Origin of the sequence: Hydrogenovibrio sp. (genome assembly GCF_965140365.1) — a bacterium.
In the GTDB taxonomy this organism is placed as follows: Bacteria; Pseudomonadota; Gammaproteobacteria; order Thiomicrospirales; family Thiomicrospiraceae; genus Hydrogenovibrio.
This window is the reverse complement of the sequence record NZ_OZ223196.1, coordinates 71928-95586: the sequence shown is the minus strand read 5'-3', so window position 1 is coordinate 95586 and position 23659 is coordinate 71928. Positions and strand designations below refer to the sequence as shown.

General features: G+C 51.3%; 25 protein-coding genes and 1 riboswitch. Of the genes, 10 read left to right on the top strand and 15 right to left on the bottom strand.

All coding sequences use genetic code 11. The annotated features are described in order from the left end of the window. Positions 1-27 precede the first annotated feature (27 nt). Both AC0KH7_RS00430 and AC0KH7_RS00425 read left to right on the top strand, forming a co-directional pair. Complete coding sequence (locus tag AC0KH7_RS00430; RefSeq protein WP_472369708.1) at positions 28-639, top strand: hypothetical protein; 612 nt, start codon at positions 28-30, stop codon at positions 637-639. Beyond that, positions 636-1283: a hypothetical protein gene (locus AC0KH7_RS00425; RefSeq protein ID WP_472369706.1), complete on the top strand. Its 648-nt coding sequence runs from the start codon at positions 636-638 to the stop codon at positions 1281-1283. Before AC0KH7_RS00430 ends, AC0KH7_RS00425 begins: the two co-directional genes overlap by 4 nt. Positions 1284-1335: 52 nt before the next feature. On the opposite strand, the gene moaC is transcribed toward AC0KH7_RS00425, so the two are convergent. The 8 genes from moaC to AC0KH7_RS00385 all read right to left on the bottom strand — a co-directional run bounded on the left by moaC (position 1336) and on the right by AC0KH7_RS00385 (position 8160). Continuing rightward, positions 1336-1824, bottom strand: coding sequence for a cyclic pyranopterin monophosphate synthase MoaC (moaC, locus tag AC0KH7_RS00420; RefSeq protein WP_472369704.1), 489 nt, complete (start codon positions 1822-1824; stop codon positions 1336-1338). 20 nt (positions 1825-1844) lie between these two features. Continuing rightward, on the bottom strand, positions 1845-3050 hold the full coding sequence (locus tag AC0KH7_RS00415; protein ID WP_472369702.1) for a molybdopterin molybdotransferase MoeA: 1206 nt from the start codon (positions 3048-3050) through the stop codon (positions 1845-1847). Between the two features lie 68 nt (positions 3051-3118). Continuing rightward, on the bottom strand, positions 3119-3586 hold the full coding sequence (gene moaE, locus AC0KH7_RS00410; protein ID WP_472369700.1) for a molybdopterin synthase catalytic subunit MoaE: 468 nt from the start codon (positions 3584-3586) through the stop codon (positions 3119-3121). Position 3587: 1 nt separating this feature from the next. Next, positions 3588-3839 (bottom strand): molybdopterin converting factor subunit 1, encoded by a 252-nt coding sequence (gene moaD, locus AC0KH7_RS00405; protein WP_472369698.1) that lies wholly within the window; start codon positions 3837-3839, stop codon positions 3588-3590. A gap of 26 nt (positions 3840-3865) precedes the next feature. Further along, positions 3866-4861 (bottom strand): GTP 3',8-cyclase MoaA, encoded by a 996-nt coding sequence (moaA, locus tag AC0KH7_RS00400; RefSeq protein WP_472369696.1) that lies wholly within the window; start codon positions 4859-4861, stop codon positions 3866-3868. Positions 4862-5055: 194 nt separating this feature from the next. Continuing rightward, entirely contained in the window at positions 5056-6138 is a 1083-nt protein-coding gene (locus AC0KH7_RS00395) for a c-type cytochrome (RefSeq protein ID WP_472373775.1), read from the bottom strand. Then, positions 6125-7486 carry a sulfite dehydrogenase gene (gene soxC, locus AC0KH7_RS00390; RefSeq protein ID WP_472369694.1) on the bottom strand — a complete coding sequence of 454 codons (1362 nt, stop codon included), beginning with the start codon at positions 7484-7486 and terminating at the stop codon, positions 6125-6127. Before soxC ends, AC0KH7_RS00395 begins: the two co-directional genes overlap by 14 nt. Positions 7487-7713: 227 nt before the next feature. Then, positions 7714-8160 carry a hypothetical protein gene (locus AC0KH7_RS00385; RefSeq protein ID WP_472369692.1) on the bottom strand — a complete coding sequence of 149 codons (447 nt, stop codon included), beginning with the start codon at positions 8158-8160 and terminating at the stop codon, positions 7714-7716. Positions 8161-8283: 123 nt separating this feature from the next. Between AC0KH7_RS00385 and hemB the strand changes: the two genes are divergently transcribed. Next, the gene (gene hemB, locus AC0KH7_RS00380; protein ID WP_472369690.1) at positions 8284-9285 is read left to right on the top strand and encodes a porphobilinogen synthase; all 1002 of its coding nucleotides are present in this window, start codon (positions 8284-8286) and stop codon (positions 9283-9285) included. A 40-nt stretch (positions 9286-9325) separates the two neighbouring features. Continuing rightward, the gene (gene aroE, locus AC0KH7_RS00375) at positions 9326-10165 is read left to right on the top strand and encodes a shikimate dehydrogenase (protein ID WP_472373774.1); all 840 of its coding nucleotides are present in this window, start codon (positions 9326-9328) and stop codon (positions 10163-10165) included. Here the strand turns inward: aroE and AC0KH7_RS00370 are convergent. From AC0KH7_RS00370 to AC0KH7_RS00360, 3 genes are all read right to left on the bottom strand, one after another. Continuing rightward, positions 10162-12078 carry a putative bifunctional diguanylate cyclase/phosphodiesterase gene (locus tag AC0KH7_RS00370; RefSeq protein ID WP_472369688.1) on the bottom strand — a complete coding sequence of 639 codons (1917 nt, stop codon included), beginning with the start codon at positions 12076-12078 and terminating at the stop codon, positions 10162-10164. The genes aroE and AC0KH7_RS00370 overlap by 4 nt on opposite strands. A 3-nt stretch (positions 12079-12081) precedes the next feature. Next, positions 12082-12624 carry a gamma carbonic anhydrase family protein gene (locus AC0KH7_RS00365; protein WP_472369686.1) on the bottom strand — a complete coding sequence of 181 codons (543 nt, stop codon included), beginning with the start codon at positions 12622-12624 and terminating at the stop codon, positions 12082-12084. 198 nt (positions 12625-12822) lie between these two features. Continuing rightward, positions 12823-13287 carry a CopD family protein gene (locus tag AC0KH7_RS00360; protein ID WP_472369684.1) on the bottom strand — a complete coding sequence of 155 codons (465 nt, stop codon included), beginning with the start codon at positions 13285-13287 and terminating at the stop codon, positions 12823-12825. A 163-nt stretch (positions 13288-13450) separates the two neighbouring features. After that, positions 13451-13581, top strand: a riboswitch (TPP riboswitch). Positions 13582-13818: 237 nt separating this feature from the next. Between AC0KH7_RS00360 and thiC the strand changes: the two genes are divergently transcribed. From thiC to thiD, 6 genes are read left to right on the top strand one after another with little or no spacing between them, the layout of a single operon-like run. Next, positions 13819-15708 carry a phosphomethylpyrimidine synthase ThiC gene (gene thiC / locus AC0KH7_RS00355; protein WP_472369682.1) on the top strand — a complete coding sequence of 630 codons (1890 nt, stop codon included), beginning with the start codon at positions 13819-13821 and terminating at the stop codon, positions 15706-15708. A 13-nt stretch (positions 15709-15721) separates the two neighbouring features. Next, positions 15722-16804 carry an FAD-dependent oxidoreductase gene (locus tag AC0KH7_RS00350; protein WP_472369680.1) on the top strand — a complete coding sequence of 361 codons (1083 nt, stop codon included), beginning with the start codon at positions 15722-15724 and terminating at the stop codon, positions 16802-16804. A 39-nt stretch (positions 16805-16843) separates the two neighbouring features. Then, positions 16844-17044: a sulfur carrier protein ThiS gene (thiS, locus tag AC0KH7_RS00345; protein ID WP_472369678.1), complete on the top strand. Its 201-nt coding sequence runs from the start codon at positions 16844-16846 to the stop codon at positions 17042-17044. A gap of 1 nt (position 17045) precedes the next feature. Then, complete coding sequence (locus AC0KH7_RS00340; RefSeq protein ID WP_472369676.1) at positions 17046-17882, top strand: thiazole synthase; 837 nt, start codon at positions 17046-17048, stop codon at positions 17880-17882. Between the two features lie 37 nt (positions 17883-17919). Continuing rightward, positions 17920-18594, top strand: a complete 675-nt coding sequence (gene thiE / locus AC0KH7_RS00335) for a thiamine phosphate synthase (RefSeq protein WP_472369674.1) — start codon at positions 17920-17922, stop codon at positions 18592-18594. A 13-nt stretch (positions 18595-18607) separates the two neighbouring features. Next, complete coding sequence (thiD, locus tag AC0KH7_RS00330) at positions 18608-19462, top strand: bifunctional hydroxymethylpyrimidine kinase/phosphomethylpyrimidine kinase (protein ID WP_472369672.1); 855 nt, start codon at positions 18608-18610, stop codon at positions 19460-19462. On the opposite strand, the gene rrtA is transcribed toward thiD, so the two are convergent. From rrtA to AC0KH7_RS00310, 4 genes are read right to left on the bottom strand one after another with little or no spacing between them, the layout of a single operon-like run. After that, entirely contained in the window at positions 19428-20015 is a 588-nt protein-coding gene (rrtA, locus tag AC0KH7_RS00325; protein WP_472369670.1) for a rhombosortase, read from the bottom strand. The two genes, thiD and rrtA, sit on opposite strands and share 35 nt — an antisense overlap. 11 nt (positions 20016-20026) lie before the next feature. After that, positions 20027-20494, bottom strand: coding sequence for a YbaN family protein (locus AC0KH7_RS00320; protein ID WP_472369668.1), 468 nt, complete (start codon positions 20492-20494; stop codon positions 20027-20029). A gap of 21 nt (positions 20495-20515) precedes the next feature. Further along, entirely contained in the window at positions 20516-21865 is a 1350-nt protein-coding gene (locus AC0KH7_RS00315; RefSeq protein WP_472369666.1) for an HlyD family type I secretion periplasmic adaptor subunit, read from the bottom strand. Positions 21866-21878: 13 nt separating this feature from the next. Then, complete coding sequence (locus AC0KH7_RS00310; RefSeq protein WP_472369664.1) at positions 21879-23618, bottom strand: type I secretion system permease/ATPase; 1740 nt, start codon at positions 23616-23618, stop codon at positions 21879-21881. Between the last annotated feature and the right edge of the window lie 41 nt (positions 23619-23659).

Here is a 23659-nt window from a genome sequence, read left to right as displayed (position 1 = left end):
GATCTTCCTACTCAAAGAGACGATACAATGCATTATCAAGTAACCCCTGAAGAAACGCATCTGGCCAAAAACCCACACCATATTTTCAACATCAACATCATCATCACCCATTTATTCATTTCCATGATCGTGCTTGAAATTGGCAGTACGGCCATGCTGTTGGCGGTTCCGATCATTTCCAGCCTGGTGATTGCCTATATTTATCGTCATCGAAAAGAAGTGCAGAAACGCGGTTCCTGGTTCGTGTCGGCACACTGGGAACTGGCTTGGCGCCGAAGCCGCATACTGTTGATGAGCTACGCAATTGCCATTTTAATGGTCGTCGTCTATTTGCTGATTGATCAGGTTTTCCCGGGCGGTTTCTCTATGAATGACTTTTCGGATGAAGGGTCGCAAACCAATCTGGGCGAAATCATCACCGTTCGCTTTGCCGCTGTCGTGATTTTCGTGGCCGTATTGATTACGTTTATGCAAACCGGCATTTCGGTGTACGATGCCGGGAAAGGCATCCTCGATCCAAAAATCGCAAAATTCGTACCGCGCGGTGAAAACGCCAATGCCGAATTGGGCGAAGGCGATGATGAAGTCCATCACGATGGCCAAAAGCAAATGTCTTCTTCAAAAAGCGATCAACCATGAGTGACAGCAAACAACGCCGTTTTCCGACTTTTTTGATTGTATTGCTGGCGGCGGTCGGTTTGACCGCCGTATTCATCCTGATTCCGCCGAACCGCGAAGAAGTGCCGGATAGGTTATTGCCGTGGAACAGCCACTTTAACCAAGCCAGTCAGCTTGAAGCGTTGGGTCTGGTGTTGAATCAAAGCACTCCGAACGATGCCACCCATCTATTTGGTAACGATGTGGAAGTGAAAATTTTCTCGAAAAAAGATGAATCCGGCAAAGCGGCCGAAGTCTATTTTCCCTCCATGAACATCGCCACCATTCGTGGCGCTGTGGCTTTGAGTCTGGATGTGTCGAAAGACGAACTCGACACCTATTACTCACAGGGTGTTCAAACCACCGTGACCCAAACCGGCAACCGCCAAGTCACTCCAAACAGCGAAAACATCGAAAAACTGATGCAGAAGCCCATTAAACTGGTGACATTGATTCCCCGAAAAAACCTCACCAAACGCGCGATTGAAATGCGTTTTGGCCAGCCACAACGTGTCGAAAAACAATCCGATGGCTTGGAACATTGGTTTTACCCGGATAAAGGGCTGGAGCTGCTGTATGACGAGGAAGGACCGGATGCTCTGCAATATGGGCCGAGCCTCCAGTAAAAACGGCGTAAACGCTTAGAACAAAGCCGACGAGAGCGATTTAATGCATCGCTCAGGCTTCTTTTTTCCAATGACCGCTCTTGCCGCCTGTCTTTTCCAATAACTGAACCTGATCGATGACCATGCCTTTATCAACGGCTTTACACATGTCGTATAAGGTTAAAGCGGCGGCTGAAGCGGCGGTCAACGCTTCCATCTCCACCCCGGTCTGGCCGACCAGCTTACAAGTCGCATACACTTCCACGCAACTCTTGTCTTCGTCAGGAATCAGTTCCACTTTGACGGAGGTCAGCATTAACGGATGGCACATTGGAATCAAGTCCGGCGTGCGTTTGGCGGCCATGATGCCGGCAATGCGTGCCGTAGCCATAACATCACCTTTTTTATGCTTGCCTTCCAGAATCATCTGCAAGGTTTCCGGTAACATCTTAATGACTGCCATGGCACGCGCTTCGCGCGCCGTATTGTCCTTCTCGCTGACATCCACCATTCGCGCCTGCCCTTTGGCATCCAAATGCGTTAACTCGAGTTCTTTCGACATTTCCACCCTTCCTTGTATTGTTAAACCATTTCCGCGAACGGATAGAATTTGACCCTATCGCCTCTGGCCATGGTTTGATCTTCTGGAATGACCACAAAGCCTTCGGCCCAAACCGTTGAGGTCAACACGCCGGAACCCTGCTTCGGATACACCTGCACCACAGTTTTCTGTTCACCTTCGGGAACCGTGATTCGAGCACGAGCAAATTCGCGACGGAAATTGGCTTTCGGCCAATCGAAATCGGCTTCCAGCCAGATCGGCGTGATGCAAATGTTCTTAACACCCTGCATTCGCATCAAATACGGACGGGCAAACAAATTGAAGGTCGCAAAGGCCGACACAGGATTGCCCGGCAAACCAATAAACGGCGTGCCCTGAATTTGCCCGAAAGCCAGAGGTTTGCCCGGCTTCATTTTCACTTTCCACATTTCCAAGGCACCCAAGGATTCGATGGCGGGCTTAATGTGGTCTTCTTCCCCGACGGACACCCCACCGGTTGTCATGACCACATCCGCTAACTCGGCCGCTTTCCTCATGACCTCGATGGTCTCTTCCAAGGTGTCTTTGACACGCCCGAGGTCAATCAGCTCGAACCCTAACTTCGGTAGCGCCCCTGCCAAGACATAACGGTTGGCATTGAAAATTTTTCCAGGCTGCGGCGCTTCGCCGGGTTCCAGCAGTTCATCGCCCGTGGTGAAGGTCGCGATTTTGAGCGGCTTATAGACCGTGACTTCGTCAATACCAATGGAGGCAATCAAGCCCAAATCTTGCGAGCGCAGCCGATGGCCTTTTTCCAGAATCGCCGTACCGGCTTCAATGTCCTCACCGGTTTTACGAATACTTTGACCAGGCCTGGTGGTTTTTGCCATAATGCGGACCTTGTCACCAACCATTTCCGTTTCTTCCTGCATGATCACCGCATTGGCACCTGCCGGAATCGGTGCACCGGTAAAAATGCGTGCGACCGTGCCGACTTCCAGTGGTTCCGGGGCGGCACCCGCAGGAATACGTTGACTGACCCGGAAAGTGTCTTCGTGGGTCAAATCCATGCGGTCAATGGCATAACCATCCATTTCACTGTTATCGTGTGGCGGAACCATGACACTGGACACCACAGGTTGGGCTAGAACACGGTCCATGGCTTCAGCGATCGGAACGGTTTCGGTTCGGCCGGTCTTCTTGGCTTGGCTGACCAGATAAGACAGCGCTTCATCAAATGTCTTCATAATGTTTACTCTTAAAAAAAATCCCCGCTTGGCGGGGAAATCTGACAGATAGTGTGTTCGTTAAAAAGTTATTGCAGCCAACGTTGCTCGGCTTCCTTATCGGAAATCCGGGCATCCACCCAGCGGGTTTCACCATTCGGGAACGTCTCTTTTTTCCAGAAAGGTGCGTTGGTTTTCAAATAATCCATAATAAAATGGGCCGCTTCAAACGCGGCTTCCCGGTGACGGGAGGTGACCGCTACCAGAACGATTTGATCGCACGGCATCATTTGGCCGATGCGATGAATGATTAAACTGCTTTGCAACGGCCAGCGATCATGCGCTTCCAAACGGATTTTTTCCAATGCTTTTTCCGTCATTCCCGGGTAATGCTCGAGTTCTAAAACGGATATATCATCGCCTTCGTTGATGTCACGAACCGTACCGGTAAATGACACCACGGCCCCGATGTCTTTATGACCGGTTCGGATGGCTTTGATCTCTTCTGAAAGATCGAAATCCTCTTGCTGGATTCGAACAAACGGAAACTCATTCAATTCAGCCTCCCGTCACCGGCGGAAAAAAGGCGACTTCGTCACCGGCTTTTAACTCGGTTTTGCGATCAGCCACATCATGATTAACGGCAATTTGCAGATTGAGGTTATCCTTCAAGGCCTGCTGCCAAACCTCACCGCGTTGGGCCAAGGCATTCAGGACACAATCCACTGTCTTATAAGACTCTAGCGGTAACTGTTCCTGGCTCTTTCCAAGGGTTTCTCGAAAGCTGGCGAAATACAAAATCTCTAACATATCTTTACTCCTAAAATGCCGACGGCTTACCCGCCTAACGAGACCATTTGTCTAAATTCGATGTTATGAACGTTTTCATTGAAAAAGTGGCGTTCCGGTTTTTTCTTCATGGCTTTGACAATCATTTGCTTAAGCTCCGCATCGGAAATGCCGTCACGAATCGGTGTGCGCAGGTCAACGGAATCTTCCTGCCCAAGGCATAACGCCAGTACGCCCCGTGCAGTCAGGCGAACACGATTACACGATTCACAGAAATGATCGGACACGGCCGAGATCACACCGACTCGGGTATCGGTGCCTTTTATCAGGAAATTCTTGGATGGCCCATCATGGCTTTTTCCCGTGGACGGAATTAAATCCGTTCCCACATGTGCTTTGACGCGCGCCATGATTTTGTCCATCGGATAATGCTGGTCCATCAAACTGATGCCCGCCTCACCAATCGGCATGGTTTCGATGAAACGCACCTCCACGCCTTTATCAATCCCGTAATCCACCATGGATTCGATCTCACCGTCATTCGTGCCTTTCATCACCACCATATTGAATTTAATCGGGTTTAGGCCGGCTTCCAGACCGGCATCGACACCGGCTAGGACTTTACTCAAATCCCCACCACGGGTAATTTGCTTAAACAAGTCCGGCTTCAAAGAGTCAATAGAAATATTGGCTCGTGTCACACCCGCTTCTTTCAATGCCACGGCATGTTTTGACAAGTGATGCGCATTGGTCGATAAAGCAATTTCTTTCAAACCCTCATAAGGACTGATTTCGGATACAAAATCCGACAAACCTTTCCGCACCAGTGGCTCCCCTCCGGTGAGGCGAACTTTGGTGACACCCAATTCGACAAAGGCTTTGATAATACGAGCCAATTCGTCAAAATCCAGATACTCCGTATGACGGCCTTCGGGGTGCGCTCCCTGTTCCGGCATGCAATAACCGCATCGATAGTTGCACTTATCGGTCACGGACACTCTCAGGTATTCAATCTTTCGGTTAAACGGATCAATCAACGCCATAAAAACTTCGTTATTTCTTTGTGGGAAGAACGCTATATTCTACTGGATTTTAACGGGATAGCAAGGGTAAAAAATCATTTTTTAAGGCATAAAACCCTTTGTTTTTAAAGGCTTTATGCGTTAAAAGACGCAATAAAAAAGCCCGCTAAAAAGCGGGCTTTTCATCTTAGTGTCAGACTGGGTCCGACATCAGATTACATACCTGCGTGACCAACACCTGGTGGGTCTTCGTGCATACGCTGAGGAACGTTATATTGAGGCGTTCCGTCAGGTAGGCGACGTGCTTGTACGTAGTTTTGAACATTACCTTTACCGTCACCAACCATGTAGTCAGGACAGTCTTTCATGCAACGTTCGTTATGGATAACCGGACGGTGATCACAGAAGAAGTTACCTTGGTTCTTCATGAACTTGTTTTGCTTCATCAACAACTCAGAGTTGTAGAAAGCGTCATCTTCAAGTTCAATTGGGTCACCATTTTCGTCAATTCCAATAGGAATGTAGTTTGACTGCATGATGTAACCAACCATCCCCAGGTAACCTTTATCACCGATAAACGGTGCATTAGGCGTCCAGAAAGGCATGGTACGACGGATGTAGTCGAACAAGGTTGTTGCATAAGGCCAGTAGTTACCTACGGTCTTCATCGGAGCCGGATCACGGAAATCAGAAGTCACTAGATTTTCGTCAACCGCTAGAGGAAGATAGCCTTTTGCACCTTCACCGAACTCACCATGACACATGGCACAGAACTGAACGTAAACGCGACCACCTTCTTCAACCGTCATACCAACGGAAGGATCCGGTAGACCATTACCGTCACCATCGACTGTAATATTCCACTTGGACATGGCCGCTTCTGAAATCGGCGTACCGAATCCATTAGCTACGAAATCGCCGTCGTCATAGTAGTTTTTCGCAACACTTTCGTGTACTTCAACGAATGCGGCCGGAATTTTACACTGCGCATTACCGTGATTACCGCCATCGATGCTGTCATCCACTTCGAAGGAATATGGATTGGCCGGGTCTAACTTACCTTCCAAACCAGCACGACCGTAAGCCGCATCTTTACCCAAGATTGCTTCGATGACTTTCGAATCTAGGTATTTACCATCATTTTCTTTGATGATTTCAACGTAGTTCGCCGCGTATTTGCCGTCGATCTTACCAGCGTCACCGCTGTTGCTACCGGAGTTACCACTCATAGCATAAGCTGTGCTGGCTGCAACCAATGCAACTGCACCGGCTAGGATTGTTTTCTTAGTACTGAACATTTTCAATCATACCTCCGTTTTTGCCGTTATCCCAAGCGTGAATACGCCAAGTAACCATCGCTGTACGGTGGTAAACGTTGTTCGTACCTTCTAGTTTACGCATTTGAGGCATAGGTGGCTGAACGTAACCGGTTTCATCGGTTACACGGCTCATCATAAAGGCTTCGGAACCATCCCAGTCCCATTCAACTTCAAAACGGGTCCAAGCTTTGTCCAGAACCGGCGAGGTGAAGTGCGCTTCTTTCCAGTTTTTACCACCGTCGAAAGAAACATCAACATGGGCCACTTTACCGCGACCAGACCAAGCCAAACCGCGAACGTAGTATTTACCAGGTCCTTGCATCTTGAAGTCAGGTGATGGGTAGGTGATAACGGAGTTGGCTTCCATATACCAAGAGAAACGCTGAGCCGTACCATCAGGCATCAGTTCAGTATACTTAGACGTTTCTTCACGGTGTTGAGCCGGAACATCGTGTACTTGGATACGACGTAGGTATTTAACCCACATGTTCGCTTCACAACCCGGTACAACCAAACGAATTGGGTAACCTTGTTCACGACGCAGCGCTTCACCGTTTTGAGCGTAAGCGACAAAACAATCGTCCATGGCCAAATCAATTGGAATGGAACGTGTCATCCCAGAAGCATCCGCCCCTTCAGGAATAATCCATTTACCTTCTGGCTGGATACCGGCTTCTTTCAATAGGTCAGACAGACGAACACCTGTGTATTCAACACAAGACATCATACCGTGTGTCCACTGAACCGAGTTCAACTGAACCCCTTTCCATTCCATCGCGCCGTTCGCAGGACATTCGATGAAGTGAATACGAGAGATGGATGGGAAACGTTTCAAGTCATCGACGGTGAAAATCAATGGACGCTCAACCAAACCGTGAATAACCAAACGATGGTTGGCCGGATCGATGGTTGGTACACCACCGTGGAAACGTTCGAAGTGAAGACCGTTAGGCGTGATGATACCGTTCAAGCTTTGCAGCGGAGTCATCGTGATGGATGCCATAGAATCCGGCGTCAACCATTCCAATGTACGACGCTGAACTTCTTTCTCGTATGGAGAAGGCATCCCGTATGGGTACTTACGAACACCAAACCCTAGAGACTTACGGGCTGGGCCATCTTCAAGCACCTGTGTAATTTCTTCTTTTCCAGCGTAAGGCGCAACCGCTTTCGCAGGATCATATTTACCAGCCTCAGCTGCAGAAGCGGCTTTCGTAAACAGAACGCCCCCTGCAACAGCCGCACTTCCCTTTAGGAAGGCGCGACGGCCTTGGTTGCGGCTATCATCAGACTGAACTGCAACCTTTTCAACGATTTTATCTGTCATTTATTGCTCCTTGATTGGCATTTCAATAAAAATGCCTCAGATTCAAGAGTTTAACCATTTATAGTAGCTTATATATCTATGTGCTCGACTGCACAAGCATAGCCAAGCACAGTTTTGCTAACGTGTAATAATATGTTTTATGGCTTTTGACTGCAACCTTTAGCCCCTGAAAAATTAGGATTTGCTTATATAAATTTTTTATGGGTTGCTGGCGAAATTCTATGCTGTCAGAGCCCCGGCAAATTTTCACGGCGACAAATCGGTCCCGCTTTCGGGTTTTCAATGTCTTCGGCCACTTGCGCCAAACATTTTTGAACCTCGTCAATGGAGAGCACCGACAGCACTTTATTCATAATCGTCGGATGGATCGCCACGGTCGTGAATTCACCGGACGCCAACTTAATTTGCACCCCACACGCATCCGCGGTAGCACCCTCTTCGTTGCCTTCGATTTGCGCCGCCTGATCGCCGAACAACAGATCGGAATACAGTGCTTCCAACTCTTCGGCCGCATCATCACTCAATTCACCATCGATTGACACCGAATAAGAAACCTCGCCATTCCCCTCTTCCTCACGAGCGACTCTAGCGGTGAGCCCCTGACCTTCGACGGCTTCACAAAAACGCTTGGCAATGGGTTCGTCGAAAAAGGTGTATTCAAAATTATCTAACATGACGTTTCCTTTTCATTCTAGTCGGCCGAACGCACGTTGCGACGGCGCTGGCTTTATTTTTGCAACCGACAGGTGTATCATTTCGAATCACCCCATACATCATAGTAATGACAGGAGTTCTCCATGATCGAACGTCAGTTCCCGATCACGCGTATGCGCCGCATGCGCAAAGACGCTTTCTCACGCCGCCTGATGAGTGAAAATGTTCTCACCACTCAAGACCTTATCTATCCGATGTTCGTGATTGAAGGCCATAATCAACGGGAACCGGTCAAATCCATGCCGGATATCGAGCGATTGAGTATAGACCTTTTGATCTTGGAAGCTCAAGCATTATTTGAACTCGGGATTCCAATGATTGCACTGTTCCCGGTACCGAACCCGGACACCAAAACGTTGGAAGCCACCGAAGCTTATAACCCCGACGGTTTGATACAGCGTGCGGTACGCGCCGTCAAAGAAGCGGTGCCTGAAATGGGTGTGTTGACCGATGTGGCACTGGACCCTTACACCACCCATGGCCAAGACGGCATCATCGACGAAACGGGTTATGTATTAAATGACGACACCATCGACGTTCTGATGAAACAGGCCCTCTCACACGCCGAAGCCGGAGCCGATGTCGTTGCTCCCTCCGACATGATGGATGGCCGAATTATCGAAATTCGTGAACTTTTGGAAGAGCAGGGACATATCCACACCCGCATCATGGCCTATTCCGCAAAATACGCCTCGGCTTATTACGGGCCGTTCCGTGACGCGGTAGGCTCCTCCGTCAATCTCGGCAAAGCCGACAAAAAAACCTACCAAATGGACCCAGCCAACAGCGACGAAGCGTTACATGAAGTGGCCATGGACATTAATGAAGGTGCCGACATGGTCATGGTCAAACCCGGCATTCCGTACCTGGACATCGTTCACCGTGTCAAACAAGAATTCAAAGCCCCCACATTCGTCTATCACGTCAGCGGCGAATACGCCATACTCAAAGCCGCCGCACTCAACGGCTGGATTAACGAACGCGACGTTGTATTGGAAACTCTGCTGAGCTGCAAGCGCGCCGGTGCGGACGGCATCCTAACGTATTATGCCAAAGTGGTCGCCCAATGGCTGGCCGAAAAATAACCACTCAACGCCACTGAACCGAACGGATGACCGATTGCTTATGACCGATTATTATGCCGTGGTGGGCGATCCCATCGCCCACTCCAAATCCCCGTTGATTCACCGACTGTTCGCCGAACAGACCGATCAAGACCTAGTGTACGAAGCCATTCGTGTCGATACCGAAGACACCACCTTTCAATGGGCCATGGCGGACTTAAAAGCCCAGGGGTATAAAGGCATTAATATCACCGTGCCCTATAAACTGGATGCTTTCGAATACGCGGACGAACTGACGGAGCGCGCCCAGGTCGCGCATGCCGTCAATACCTTTCAATTTCAGGGCGGAAAAACCCTCGGCGACAATACCGACGGCGTCGGCTTGGTCATGGACATTGAAATCAATGCCGCTTGCCCGTTTCAAGGCAAGCAGGTTTTGATTCTCGGCGCCGGCGGGGCTGTGCAGGGCGTGCTGCAACCCATTCTGGAAAAACAACCAGGCCTGGTGCATATTGCCAATCGCACCGCCAAACGTGCCGACGTTCTGGGGCAACGTTTTGACACCGATATTCCCGTCACCGCCAGTGGCTGGGAAGACATTCCTTGCCCGCCCGGCGGGTACGACATCATTATCAACGGCACCTCGGCCAGCTTGGACGGCAAATTACCGCCGGTGAATGGAGACGTCGTCGGGGCCACCAGTTTGGTGTACGACATGATGTACGGCACGGAACCGACCGTTTTCATGGATTGGGCGAAAGGATTGCAACCCGAGTGCACCACTCGAGATGGGCTAGGCATGCTGGTCGGCCAGGCGGCCGAAGCGTTTTATCTATGGCGCGGTGTCCGGCCGGAAACCGCCAGCGTCATCGACGAGGTACGGCGTTTAATGAACGCTTAACCATTCTCTTTTTCCAGGCCGGTGCAATTCATATACGGGCAGAAATCGGCTTCCGACATCGGTTTGGCCAATAAGTAACCTTGCAAGATATCACACCCGGCTTCCGCCAATATCGTTTTCTGATTGTCGGTTTCCACCCCTTCCGCCACCACTTGTAAATTCATAATATGCGCCATTTGGATGATTTCAGCAATCAGCGCTTTTTCCTGTTCGTTTTCGGCAATGTTCTGCACAAAGGATTTATCGACTTTCAACATATCGATACACCCTTCTTTTAACACCGCAAAAGCCGAATAGCCGGTACCAAAATCGTCCAGCGCAATGCCAATCCCTAGGTTGCGCAGTTCGGTTAAGACATTAATGGCCTGCAGATTGCCACCGATGAACAACGACTCGGTCACTTCAATCTTCAATAATCTCGGCGGCAATTGATGACGATCCAGCAACGCTTTCATATTCTCAACGAAACCGATTTCCGACAGTTGATATGGCGACGCATTCACCGAAAAGTACACATTCTTTTGAGCGCAACGTTCATGCAGGGTTTTCGCGATAATAATGGCATGCTCCAAAATCGAATCGCCCAACTTACCGATCAGATTGGCGGTTTCCGCCAAAGGGATAAATTCGTCCGGCGAGACCCAACCCAGTTCTTCATCATGCCAGCGTGCCAAACACTCCACCCCCATTAAGTGGCCGGTCCGGGCACAGAATAACGGCTGATAAAACGGTTTGATACGGCGCTCTTCCACTGCTTTGCGCAAGCGATTTTCAAGCAATAACAAGCGTTGGTGATGGTCATCCACATGACCGGCATAACGTAAATAAGACACGCCCTGTTTTTGTTTGGCCATATGCATAGCGGCATCGGCGTACCGAATCAAAGTTTCCACATCCTGTCCGTCCTCCGGCGCCAACACCCAGCCAAAAGACGCCGAAACGTGCAGGTTTAAACCATTTAGTTTCATCGGCCGTTCCACCGCGCTCAAAAAGCTTTCAACCAACCCCTCAACCTTCGTTTCATCGGCGACGTCCGGTAAAATCACGACAAACTCATCACCGCCAAACCGGGAAATCAGCGAACCATAAGGGGCAATCAGCTCCAGACGGTCACGCACTTTTTTCAACATCAAATCCCCAACCGAATGCCCCAACGAATCGTTAATGGTTTTAAAACGATCCAGGTCCATCATCATCAAGCAAAAACGGGCACCCGAGTTTAATAAGCGATCCGCCTCAGCACTGAGGTGACGACGATTCGGCAAGCCCGTCAAAGGGTCCTTCAGCGCCAACTCTTTCATCGTGGTGGATTGGTTCACCTGTTCGGTAATTTCCGCATTGGTTGAACTGTACCCGATGATTTTTTTGCCATCTAAAATCGGCCGGGTCACATGGCGTACCCAAATCAACCCTTTATGCTTCGTGGTCAGCCTTACTTCAATTGCATCCGGCATTTGGCCGGCCGCCACCGACTTTTCATAAGCCAGCCACTTCGGAAAATCTTCTTCATACACCAAATCCGCAAACAGGTTGGGCGTTTGATAAAACGTCTTTACATCGTACCCCGTCATATCGGTGATGGCGGATGAAATGTAACGGTAACTACGATCAAGATTTTGCAGGTAAGCAGCTTCTTCGGCCATTTCCACCAATGACGCAAAGGTCATGTTTTTAGCGCGCACTTCGTCGCTGAGAATTTTTTGGCGAGCGATGAAAAAACCCGCTACGATGCCAACCAGACTGGGGATGACCAGAAAACGCGGTCGAAAGGCCTCTTCATACAGAAAATCCAACTGAACAGCCGCCAACAAGATGACCACCAACCAGCCCATGAAGGTATAGCGAAAGTATGTTCCGAGTTCTGCCCGCCAGGCATTCGGGTGGCCGAGTTGACCATTTAAAGATGCATTCATGATTCAGAGTTCGTCACAACCCGCCTGTTGGAAATCGTTTTTCAATTTCACATAATGTTCCGCGGAGTATTTGAAAAACGCTTTTTCGTCATCGGTTAAAGGGCGCAACTTTTTCACCGGCGAGCCGACATACAAGTGGCCGGACTCCAGCACTTTACCGGCCGGCACCAAACTGTTGGCCCCCACCAACACATGCTTCTGCACCACCGCATTATCCAGCACCACCGCGCCCATACCGATCAGGCATTCGTCCTCGATGATACAGCCATGCAAGACCGCATTGTGCCCCACCGTCACATCAGCGCCGACAATGCAGCGCGACCCTTTGGTGATGGGCGAATCATGTGTGGTATGGCAAACGGTGCCGTCTTGAATATTGCTGCGAGGCCCAATTTCAATGGCATTCACGTCGCCACGCAAAGTGGCATTCGGCCAGATGCCAACGTCCTCGGCCAAAGAACACTGGCCAATCACCACGGCAGACGGGTCCACCCAGGCACTTTCGTCAAGGCTGGGGGTATGATTCTGATAACGACGAATCGACATAAATCTTTCGACTCCAAAGCTACGCAATTAATCTGAATGATTTAACACTATAACGGGTTTTCAGCCCTTTTAAAATCGCTTGTTTTAAGAATTTTTTTATCCGGTTATCAAGCGTATTACAAAGTCCTAATAAAATCATAACGATATCAAAAACGCCCAGGCCTGGGCATTTTCCTTTAACGCCCTTAACGCCGGCGCTTACCCCCAATAAGGCCCGGAAGCACCGATTACCGCTTCCAACACGCCCAACGACAGATTGATGGCAATCACCGGACGCATTTTACCGTTCATCACCTGCCCAGCTTCGGCAAACTGCCCCGCCTGCACATAATTTCGAAACGTTTTGAAAGGGCCGAAGTACAGCCAAGCGAACAAACCGATCATCAGCCAACCCACCCATTGCATGGCATGCAAGTAGAGCGGTACGACGTTCAAATCGCCGAAGCGCGTCACCCAATCCCAATAACCGGAAATCACCAGCAAGACGATAAAGCCCCACACCCAAGGGAAAAAGCGACCGAACACATCGGCCCACAGCGTCAAACGCTGTGGCGGTTCCAACGTCATCGCCGCCGGGCGCAGCACCCGATAAGCCAAGAAAATACCGCCTACCCATAAAACCGCTGCCACCGTGTGCAATGACGTCGCAATAATCGTATCCATATCCCTTTCCTGAACTCTTTTTATAATGAGTGACTTTCTAATCTTCCCCCATTATCCACACCCCCCGAATTTGTGCAATAAAGTTTAACTCTATGATAAAAAAGCTATTTTTTAAGTGTTTTTAATTTAACTCGTTTTTACATTCGCTTCTGATACAATGGCGTTTCATCTCTCGGGGTGCACACCTAAGTGCTGAGACGACTAAGCGGAAAGGGCAATTCGCCCCTCCCGGCTGTCGGGCCCGTTGAACTTGATCTGGTTAAAGCCAGCGTAGGGAAGAGAAGATTTCTTTGGGAACGAACGCCCTTGGCGAACGTGCCCCTTTGATTGCTTTGGAACCTGCGTCGGACTGTCCGAATCGCACCCGTGTCGCCGAAGCAATCGTCCGACCTGCCGATTCCAAATTTCCGACCTTACTCCGAGCAAAACATCTTGTTGAATCGTGTTCACTGAAACGGCTTAGCCGTTGCGGTTTCACGCCTGATTACGCTGTGTTTTTCCCCCTTTGAACGCAACAAAAGCGAGGAAAACATGACTGCATTTAAACACGCCCTGCCGGCGTCCAATGACATTCTGACCCGAGAGCCGTTACCGGCCTCCCAAAAAACCTATACCCCCGGCGATATCCATCCGGACATCCGTGTGCCAATGCGCGCCATTCAACTTACCAACGGTGAAACCGTCACCGTTTACGATACCTCCGGCCCTTATACCGACCCGGCCATCGAGATTGACGTCGCCCAAGGCATTCCTGCCATCCGCAAACCTTGGATTGAAGCCCGTCAGGACACCGAAGCCTATGACGGCCGCATTATCGATCCGAAAGACAACGGTTACAGCAACCGCAGCCAAATGGAAACCGCCATTGCCGGTGCTTCCAGCCTGATGCGCCAACCGTTGCGCGCCAAAGCCGGACAAAACGTGACCCAACTGCATTATGCCCGCCAAGGCATTATCACGCCGGAAATGGAGTTCATCGCCATCCGCGAAAATCAGCGCCGTGAACTCACCCGTCGTTACCTCAACGACGCCGAGCGCGAACACCGCTTGAAAGGCGAACATTTCGGTGCCAATCTGCCGGAAGACATCACACCGGAATTTGTACGCGACGAAGTCGCCGCCGGACGCGCCGTCATTCCATGCAACATCAACCACCCGGAATCCGAACCGATGATTATCGGCCGCAACTTTCTGGTGAAGGTCAACGCTAATATCGGCAACTCCGCCACCACCTCGTCGATTGCCGAAGAAGTCGAAAAAATGGTCTGGTCCACCCGCTGGGGCGCCGATACCGTTATGGACCTGTCCACCGGCAAAAACATCCACACCACCCGCGATTGGATTCTGCGTAATTCACCGGTGCCCATCGGCACGGTACCGATTTATCAGGCACTGGAAAAGGTCAACGGCGTCGCCGAAGACCTGACCTGGGAAATTTTCCGCGACACCCTCATCGAGCAGGCCGAGCAAGGTGTGGACTACTTCACCATCCACGCCGGTGTCTTGCTGCGTTACGTACCGATGACTACCAAACGCGTCACCGGCATCGTTTCCCGCGGCGGTTCGATTATGGCGAAATGGTGTATCGCACACCACCAGGAAAGCTTCCTTTACACCCATTTCGAAGACATCTGCGAAATCATGAAGCAGTACGACGTTTCCTTCTCACTGGGTGACGGCTTGCGCCCCGGCTCGCTGGCGGATGCCAACGACGAAGCGCAACTGGCGGAACTCGAAACCCTCGGCGAATTGACGAAAATCGCCTGGAAGCACGATGTCCAAGTCATTATCGAAGGCCCAGGCCACGTACCGATGCACATGATTAAGGAAAACATGGACAAGCAATTGGAATATTGCCACGAAGCGCCTTTCTACACGCTTGGCCCTTTGACCACAGACATTGCACCCGGTTACGACCACATCACCTCCGGCATCGGCGCCGCCATGATCGGCTGGTTCGGCACCGCCATGCTGTGTTACGTCACCCCGAAAGAACATCTGGGCTTGCCGAATCGTGACGACGTCAAGGAAGGCCTCATCACTTATAAACTGGCCGCCCACGCCGCCGATGTCGCCAAGGGGCACCCCGGCGCGCGAGCGCGAGATGACGCCCTTTCCAAAGCCCGTTTCGAATTCCGCTGGGAAGACCAGTTCAACCTCGGCCTCGACCCGGAAAAGGCACGCGCCTTCCACGACGAAACCCTGCCGCGTGATTCCGCCAAAGTGGCGCATTTCTGCTCCATGTGCGGGCCGAAATTCTGCTCGATGAAAATTTCGCAGGAAGTGCGAGACTACGCCGAACAACAAGGCCTATCTCACCAGAAAGCGGTGGAACAAGGCATGGCGGAAATGTCGCAGACCTTCAAGGAAAACGGCAGCGAAGTCTATGTGAACGTCGAAGACATCACTTTGTCCAGCTAAGCCGGAGGCTGCCATGAAACACGTCACTAAGCAACACCTCGGCATTGCCGGGGCCGGCCTCGTCGGCCGGGTGCTGGCGCTGAAACTGTTGGCGCAAGGGCATCGCGTGACCTTGTTCGAAAAGGATTCCGACGAATCCGAAAACGCGGCTGCACGGGTCGCCGCGGGCATGCTGGCGCCATTTGCCGAACTGGAAACCGCCGAATCGGATATTTTCGATCTCGGACAGCGTTCCATCCAAATTTGGCCAGGCCTGCTCGAACAACTCGGCATTCCCGACGCCCTGCAACAGGCCGGCAGCGTCATCACCGCTCACCCGGCGGACATGGCGGAACTGGAACGGTTTATGGCGCAATTGCGCGCCAAAGCCAAATCGCCCGACGCCGCCGAGTCGATTCAAGCGCTGGACCCAAATGCCCTTCAGCAACTGGAACCGGATTTAAGCCATCATTCGCGTGGCTTTTTCCTGCCGAGCGAAGGTCAGGTCAATGCCCAACGCTTTATGGATCGAAGCCGAAGCTACCTGCGTGAACACCCGGAGGTCATTTGGCACACCCACGCCGAAGTCACCGGTCTGAAAGACGGATGCATTCACGTCGATTCGAACCCCTTCACATTCGATTGGGCATTCGACACCCGCGGGCTCGGTGCAAAAAAAGAGGTCACCGACTTGCGCGGCGTACGCGGCGAAGTCTTCTGGTTGGATGCTCCCGATGTCAAACTGACCCGACCGGTGCGCTTAATGCACCCGCGTTACCGCATTTACATCGTACCGCGCCCGTCCGCCGATACGCCGCACCGTTACGTCATCGGCGCCACCGAAATCGAAAGCGAGGACATGAGCCCCATGTCGGTACGTTCCAGTCTGGAACTGCTGTCGGCGGCCTACAGTTTGCACCCCGGTTTCGGCGAAGCACGCATCGTCAACAGCCTGACCAACTGCCGCCCGGCATTGGACGATAACCTGCCGTCGATTCGGCATGAACCGAGAATTACTCGAATCAACGGATTGTATCGCCACGGCTATCTCCTGACGCCCGCCGTGGTGGAACAGGCGCTGATGGAAAGCGGTTTTGCCGGCGCGGATGCCGCTTAAGACGGCTGAATGCGAAAACGCACAGAATAGGAAACAACTATGACACTTTTGATTAACGATCAACCGCATGCTTTCGATATTCCGCCGAATTTGCAAGCGTTACTGGAACAACTCGGCTACCAACCGAACCAGTTTGCCGTGGCGGTCAACGAAACCTTTGTCCCTCGCGGCCAATACCGCGAAACAGCTTTACAAGACGGCGACCGCATTGAAATCGTCGCGCCGATGCAAGGAGGTTGAGATGCCGGCACAAACAAGTTCAACACACACCCTTTCCACGCAAAACGAGATGACTTGGCACATCGGAGGCGAAACCCTGAACAGCCGCTTGTTGATCGGCTCCGCCCTGTATTCATCACCTCAGGCGATGCAAGCCTCCGTGCACGCTTCCGGTTCGGAAATCGTCACGGTGTCCCTGCGCCGTCAGGCGGCGGGTGATGCCGCTGGACAGGATTTCTGGCAACGCATTCAAGACCTGAACGTCAAGGTCCTGCCGAATACCGCCGGTTGTCACTCCGCCAAAGAAGCGATTACCACCGCGCAAATGGCACGCGAAGTCTTTCAAACTCACTGGGTGAAACTGGAAGTCATCGGCGACCAATACACGCTGCAACCCGACCCTTTCGAACTGGTCAAAGCGGCGGAAGCGCTGGTCAAGGACGGTTTCGAGGTATTCCCATACACCACCGACGATTTGGTGTTGGCGCAAAAACTGGTCGATGCCGGTTGCCGGATTCTCATGCCGTGGGGCTCACCCATCGGCTCGGGCAAAGGACTGATGAACCCTTATAACCTGAGCATCTTACGAGAGCGCTTTCCGGAATTGAATCTGATTGTGGACGCCGGTATCGGCAAACCGTCCCATGCGGTTCAAGCGCTGGAAATGGGTTACGACGGTGTTTTACTCAATTCCGCCGTGGCCTTGTCACCGCAACCGGAAAAGATGGCGCGCGCCTTCAAAGCGGCGGTGGAAGCCGGTTTTTACGGCCGTCAAGCCGGCACCATGCCGGAACGCAACCTGGCGGCGCCGTCCACTCCGGTGGTCGGCACGCCTTTCTGGCACCAAGATCAATCTTAGATCTAGTGTCATCCTAACGAAAGCAGGCCTGGTCAAAATGCAGTTTCCATCTTGCCAAATGCCCGAGCAACCGCTGGGGCTTTATCCGTTGGTCAACCGCGCCAAAGACGCCGCTTTGCTTTTCCAAAACGGCATCACCACTCTGCAAATTCGCATTAAGGATTTGCAGGGTGAGGCGTTACGCCAAGAGCTCGCCGCCACCGTACGCTTGGCGGAAACCTACAATGCCCGTTTGTTCATCAACGATTACTGGCAAATCGCCATCGAACTGGGCGCTTACGGCGTTCATCTCGGCCAGGAAGATTTGCACACCGCCGATGCCCAAGCCCTGTTTAAAGCCGGTTTACGGCTTGGCGTCAGCACCCACAATCCGTCGGAAATCGAAACCGCCTTACCGTTACAACCGTCGTATCTCGCCATCGGCCCGATTTTCGGCACCCAAAGCAAACAACTCGATTATCCGGCGGTCGGTTTGAATAACCTAACCCATTGGAGCCGTTCGCTGCCAATACCGGTGGTCGCCATCGGCGGCATTGGGTTGGAACAACTCGGGCCCGTGGTGCAGGCCGGTGCGAATGGCGTGGCGATGATTCAAGGGTTACAATTGCATCAAGCCGACTGCGCCGAACACCTCAACACCCTGCAAACCCGGTTTGCCGAAAACTACCAGGCCTGGTCGAAAAGGCCCAATGACGAGACAACCTTTCGATAAGGAATAAACCTGTATGCGTCCCACCACACCAACCGTTTTGACCATTGCGGGTTCCGACCCTTACGGCGGTGCCGGCATTCAAGCCGATCTGAAAACCATCCACGCCTTGGGCGGTTACGGTTTCAGTGCCATTACCGCGGTGACGGCACAAAATTCACAGGGCGTACAGCAGGTGGAAGCCTTATCGGCGGAGGCATTACATCACCAATTGCGGGCTTTGTTCGAGGATGTGCAAATCGACGCCGTCAAAATCGGCATGCTTGCCAATGCGGAATTGATTGAGGTAGTGGCCGCGACGTTGCAACGCCATCCACCCAACGCCGTGGTGCTGGATACGGTACTGGTCAGCTCCAGCGGCCACCCGTTGTTGGCGACCGACGCCGTCAGCACCCTAGTGGAAAAATTGTTTCCGCTGGCCGACGTCATCACCCCCAATTTACCGGAGTTGAATCACCTGTTGAACCGTGCGCCGGAAACGCCGGTAGACGACCTGATTGAAATCGAAAAGACATTGTTTGACATGGGGGTTCAAGCCGCCGTCCTCAAAGGCGGCCACAGCAACGACGCCGACACGGCAACCGATATTCTGATTCAGTCAACCCGCGGCGTTAAGTCCGAACCGAAACGCTTCTCCAGCCCGCGGGTGTCCACCACCCACACCCACGGTACCGGCTGTGTATTTTCATCCGCCATCGCCACCGGCCTGGCGCAAGGCCAAACATTGGAAGAGGCCGTCGGCAACGCCAAACGGCATCTAACCGATTGGTTGAGTCAGTCGGAGGACCTGCGTTTTCAATATCATTCTCAATCCACAGCCAACCGAAAAGAGCCCATCAATGTCGTTTGTTCAGATAAGCTTCAAACATAATCCACACGGCCGCTAACCCTAAGCCATATAGGTGAGCAATGCTAATCACTTGACCTCCGATGAGTTTTTGTTCCGCAGCTGGGACCCCGAATTTCCATTGCCATAACGCCCAGAAAAAAATACCGACAAGCATCAATAAAGAAAACAAATCTTCTCGTAAAGGCCAAAGCGCCAGCAAAAACAGTCCATACAAAACGCCTGAAAATCCGACATATTGACTCACTTCGTGATTAAATTGCCAAAGCAATATACTGATACCGAGGCTGAGGAACGCCAATTGAGCCAGCAATTTCAGACGGAAAATCTTCGGATTCAATAGGCCGCACACACTGAGTCCCGCCACGTTCAACCAAACGTGCGGCCAGCTCAAATGCACAAAATGGGCAGAAACCAGACGCCAAATTTCACCGGATGCCAAACCCGATTGCGAATAGGATAAGGGGGCCTGCAATTGCCATAACTGTAAAAACAACATAAAAACCACCAGCCCAATCCAACCTAACCAAAAGTCGAACGTAAACGGTGCTTTCCGCAAGGCTATCGAATCCTCCATACACTCTTCCTTTAGGTTAGTTCAAGCTCTTCGCCCGGTTCCGGCTTTAACCACAACCAAACAAGCACACCGGCCATGCAAAGCAAGGCTAAAGTTCCCCACACACCTAACGGGAAATGAGTCACGATCATCAAAACGGCTGCCAAACTCATCGTAAAAGTAGCCATCCATTTTGCCTTGCGTGGTAATTGCCCCTTTTTCCAGTGTTTCAATAATGGCCCCAATTGTTTATGTTCGACAATCCAACGATACAATTTTGGAGAACTCAAACTTGCCGCCCAAGCGGCCAATAAAACAAACTCGGTGGTGGGTAAGCCGGGCAAAAATAATCCGATAAAACCGACTCCTAAACTGATTAGAGCTAACCCCATTAACAACCAACGCACCGGAGCTGAAAATCGCTCCGCCTGAATGGCTATCGAATCACTCTCGGTGTCGAGCATCCCGTCTTGTCTTTTAATTTCACCTTCTTCGCGCATCAGCATCACTCCTTAAAATGGTTATTTTTCAACAAGAGCCGTTCTAGTTCGATCTAACATCGGTTTAAACAGATACGACATCAATGTCCGTTCGCCCAGGCGAATAAACACTTCCACCGGCATGCCGGGGCGTAATTGCTGCCCCTTCAATTCCGCCATACCCTCGTTGTTGACTTTAGCCTGCACTCGGTAATACGGCTGCCCGGTCTGGTTATCCACCAAGCGATCTGCCGAGACCATTTCCAACTCAGCCGGAACCTGTGGCGTCACACTCTGGTTAAACGCCGAAAACATTAAGGTAACCGGCAAGCCGGGATGTACTTTGTCGATTAAGTTCACCGGAACCTGTGCTTCCACTTGCAATTGATCTTGGGCTGGAACGATATCCAATAAATGCGCTCCCGGATCAATGAATCCGCCTTCGGTAAACACACTCAAGTTCACCACGGTTCCAGAAGACGGCGCGACAACACGGGTATTGGCCAATTCATACTGTGCCGCGTGCAACTGCTGGGTTAAATCCTGAACTTTCACCTCCGTTTCAGCCAACATATCGTGCACCTCCCGCAAAAACTCTTCTTTTTGGGATTGTTTATTCAACTTCATTTGTTGCAACTGACGTTGCAATTGACCAATCTGCCCAATATCTTCCGAAATGGCACCGTTAATCTGTTCATGCAAACGCTCCATTTCTAAAATGCGGTTTTTGGCGACATAACCTCTAGATTCCAGTTCGTACATGCCCTGCAACTGCTCTTTCAAGGCTTTACGTTGCAGTTCTCGACTGACTTTACTTTCTTTAACCCCCTGGAGTTGCGAGCCGTAACCGGCCATCAATTCATCAAAACTGGCTAAACGTCCGGCCAAAATCCGTTTTCGGGTTTCAAACAAACGTTTTTGCGAACGCATGATTTCACGCGTTTCATCCCGTCCCTGCAAAGCCTCTGGAAAATGAATCCCTTCCAAGCCTTCGCTTTCCGATTTCAACCTCGCCAACAACGCCAGATTTTTATCCAGTTGTAAGCGCAACCCTTCAACTTTAGAACGTGCCCGCGTGTCGTTCATACGAATCATGAGCTGCCCGGCGGTGACCGGCTCGCCATCATTCACCAAAATGGCTTCAATTTGGCCACCATCCAAGTGGTGTACGGTTTTAGTCCGCCCTTCGACAATCACGGTCCCCGTGACGGAAACCCCTTTGTCCAAGGGCGCGAATGCCGACCAACCGAGAAAACCGATAACACCGAACAATACAATCATCCAACCGGTCACCACATAGGGCTTCGGATCTTGTGGCAAACTCGAAAGCGCTTTTGAGGAAGAATTGACTTCTTTTCGGGACACGCGGCGAGGAAATTTAAATAACGTCATGAGCATTCCTTCGTTAAGATTGGGCATACGCCATCTTATAAGGGCTGGCAGCCGGTTTGGAGGCCCTTTTTTCAGGCCGATTAGCCAATTTGGATAAGACATCTTCCGCGGGACCGAAAGCGACCACTTTGCCTTTTTGTAACATCAGCAAATGCGTAGCGGCCTTCAAAATAGGCTGTCGGTGTGTAATGATCAAAACGGAACAATGACGTTCTTTTAACCGGCTAACGGCATTCAGCAAAGCCGCCTCGCCGGCTTCGTCCAAGTTTGAATTTGGTTCGTCCAACACCACCAGCACCGGATTACCATAGAGTGCGCGGGCCAAGCCAATGCGTTGCTTTTGTCCGCCCGATAAACCAGCTCCGCCGTCTCCCAGTTGGGTGTCATAACCTTGCGGGAAGTGCAAAATCAAGTCATGAACGCCAGCCAGTTGCGCCGCTTCAACCACCTTTTCCGAATCCACCTCTCCAAAACGGGCAATGTTCTCGCTGATGCTGCCGGCAAAGAGTTCTACATCCTGTGGCAAATAACCGATGGCACTGCCCAGCTCTTCTTTATTCCAGCGGTATAAATCCGCCCCGTCGAGCCGAACCTTACCGGAAACCGCCGACCAAATACCCACGGCCAACCGCGCCAAAGTACTTTTTCCCGACCCGGAGGGTCCAATCACGCCCATCACTTCCCCCGGGTTTAAACGGCAACTGACTCCGGACAAAACCAACGTGCGACTATCTGGCGCAACCGCGGTCACGTTTTCGATTTTTAACTTGCCAGTCGGGCGCGGTAGCGAGAGCTGCTTTTCTTCAAGCGGAAACGCCGTTAACAACTCATGCAACCGCTGGTAGGCTTGTCGCGCGCCACTCCATTGCTTCCAGGCACCGATCACACTTTCAATCGGGCTCAGCGCCCGCCCCATTAAAATGGACGCGGCAATCATCATGCCGGCACTGATTTCACCTTCTAAAACCAACAGTGCCGCCAGCCCCAAGACCAGCGATTGCAAGGCAATACGAGTGCCTCGGGTTGCCGACGTTACGGAAGTGGATTTTTCACTGGCAATCCGTTGTTGATCCAAGAAGGCTTCATGCTTGTGAAACCAACGCTTTCGTAACGCGGGCAACATACCCATAGCCTCAATCACCTCGGCATTTCGCAAAGTCGATCCGGCAATTTGATTGGATTGAATCGATAATTCTTCTGCAGACTTCAGCGGCTTGGATGAGAGCCACTCATTCAAAAAAGCCAACCCGATCAACACTATGGTTCCACCCAATGCAAACCACCCCAGCAGAGGGTCAAACAAAAAAATGACCGCTAAATACACCGGAAACCAAGGCGCATCAAAAAATGCGAACAATGCCGACCCGGTGATGAACTGCCGAAGCGTTGTGAGATCCCGCATGGCCTGAGAAGCATTGAAATCACCGCTTTTCAAATTGGCTCTAAAGGCCGCGGTATAAATACGGCTGTTCAAATCCATATCGAATTTCGCTCCAATTCGAATCGCCACCATGCCTCGAATACGCTCGATTAAACTCATCAACAAAAACAGCCCGACCATTATCAACGTCAACATAAGAAGCGTTGTTTCATTGCGAGACACCAGCACCCGATCGTAGACCTGCAACATGTAAATGGCCGGCACCAACATCAAGATATTCACAACGGCACTGAAAGCACCAATCGACAAAAAAGCCGATCGGCTTTTCTGAATAGCTTCAAAAATTTCGTTCACCGAACTTTTATTCGACATACCACTTCCCAGTAAAAATAGGCTTCTATTTTAAATAAAAA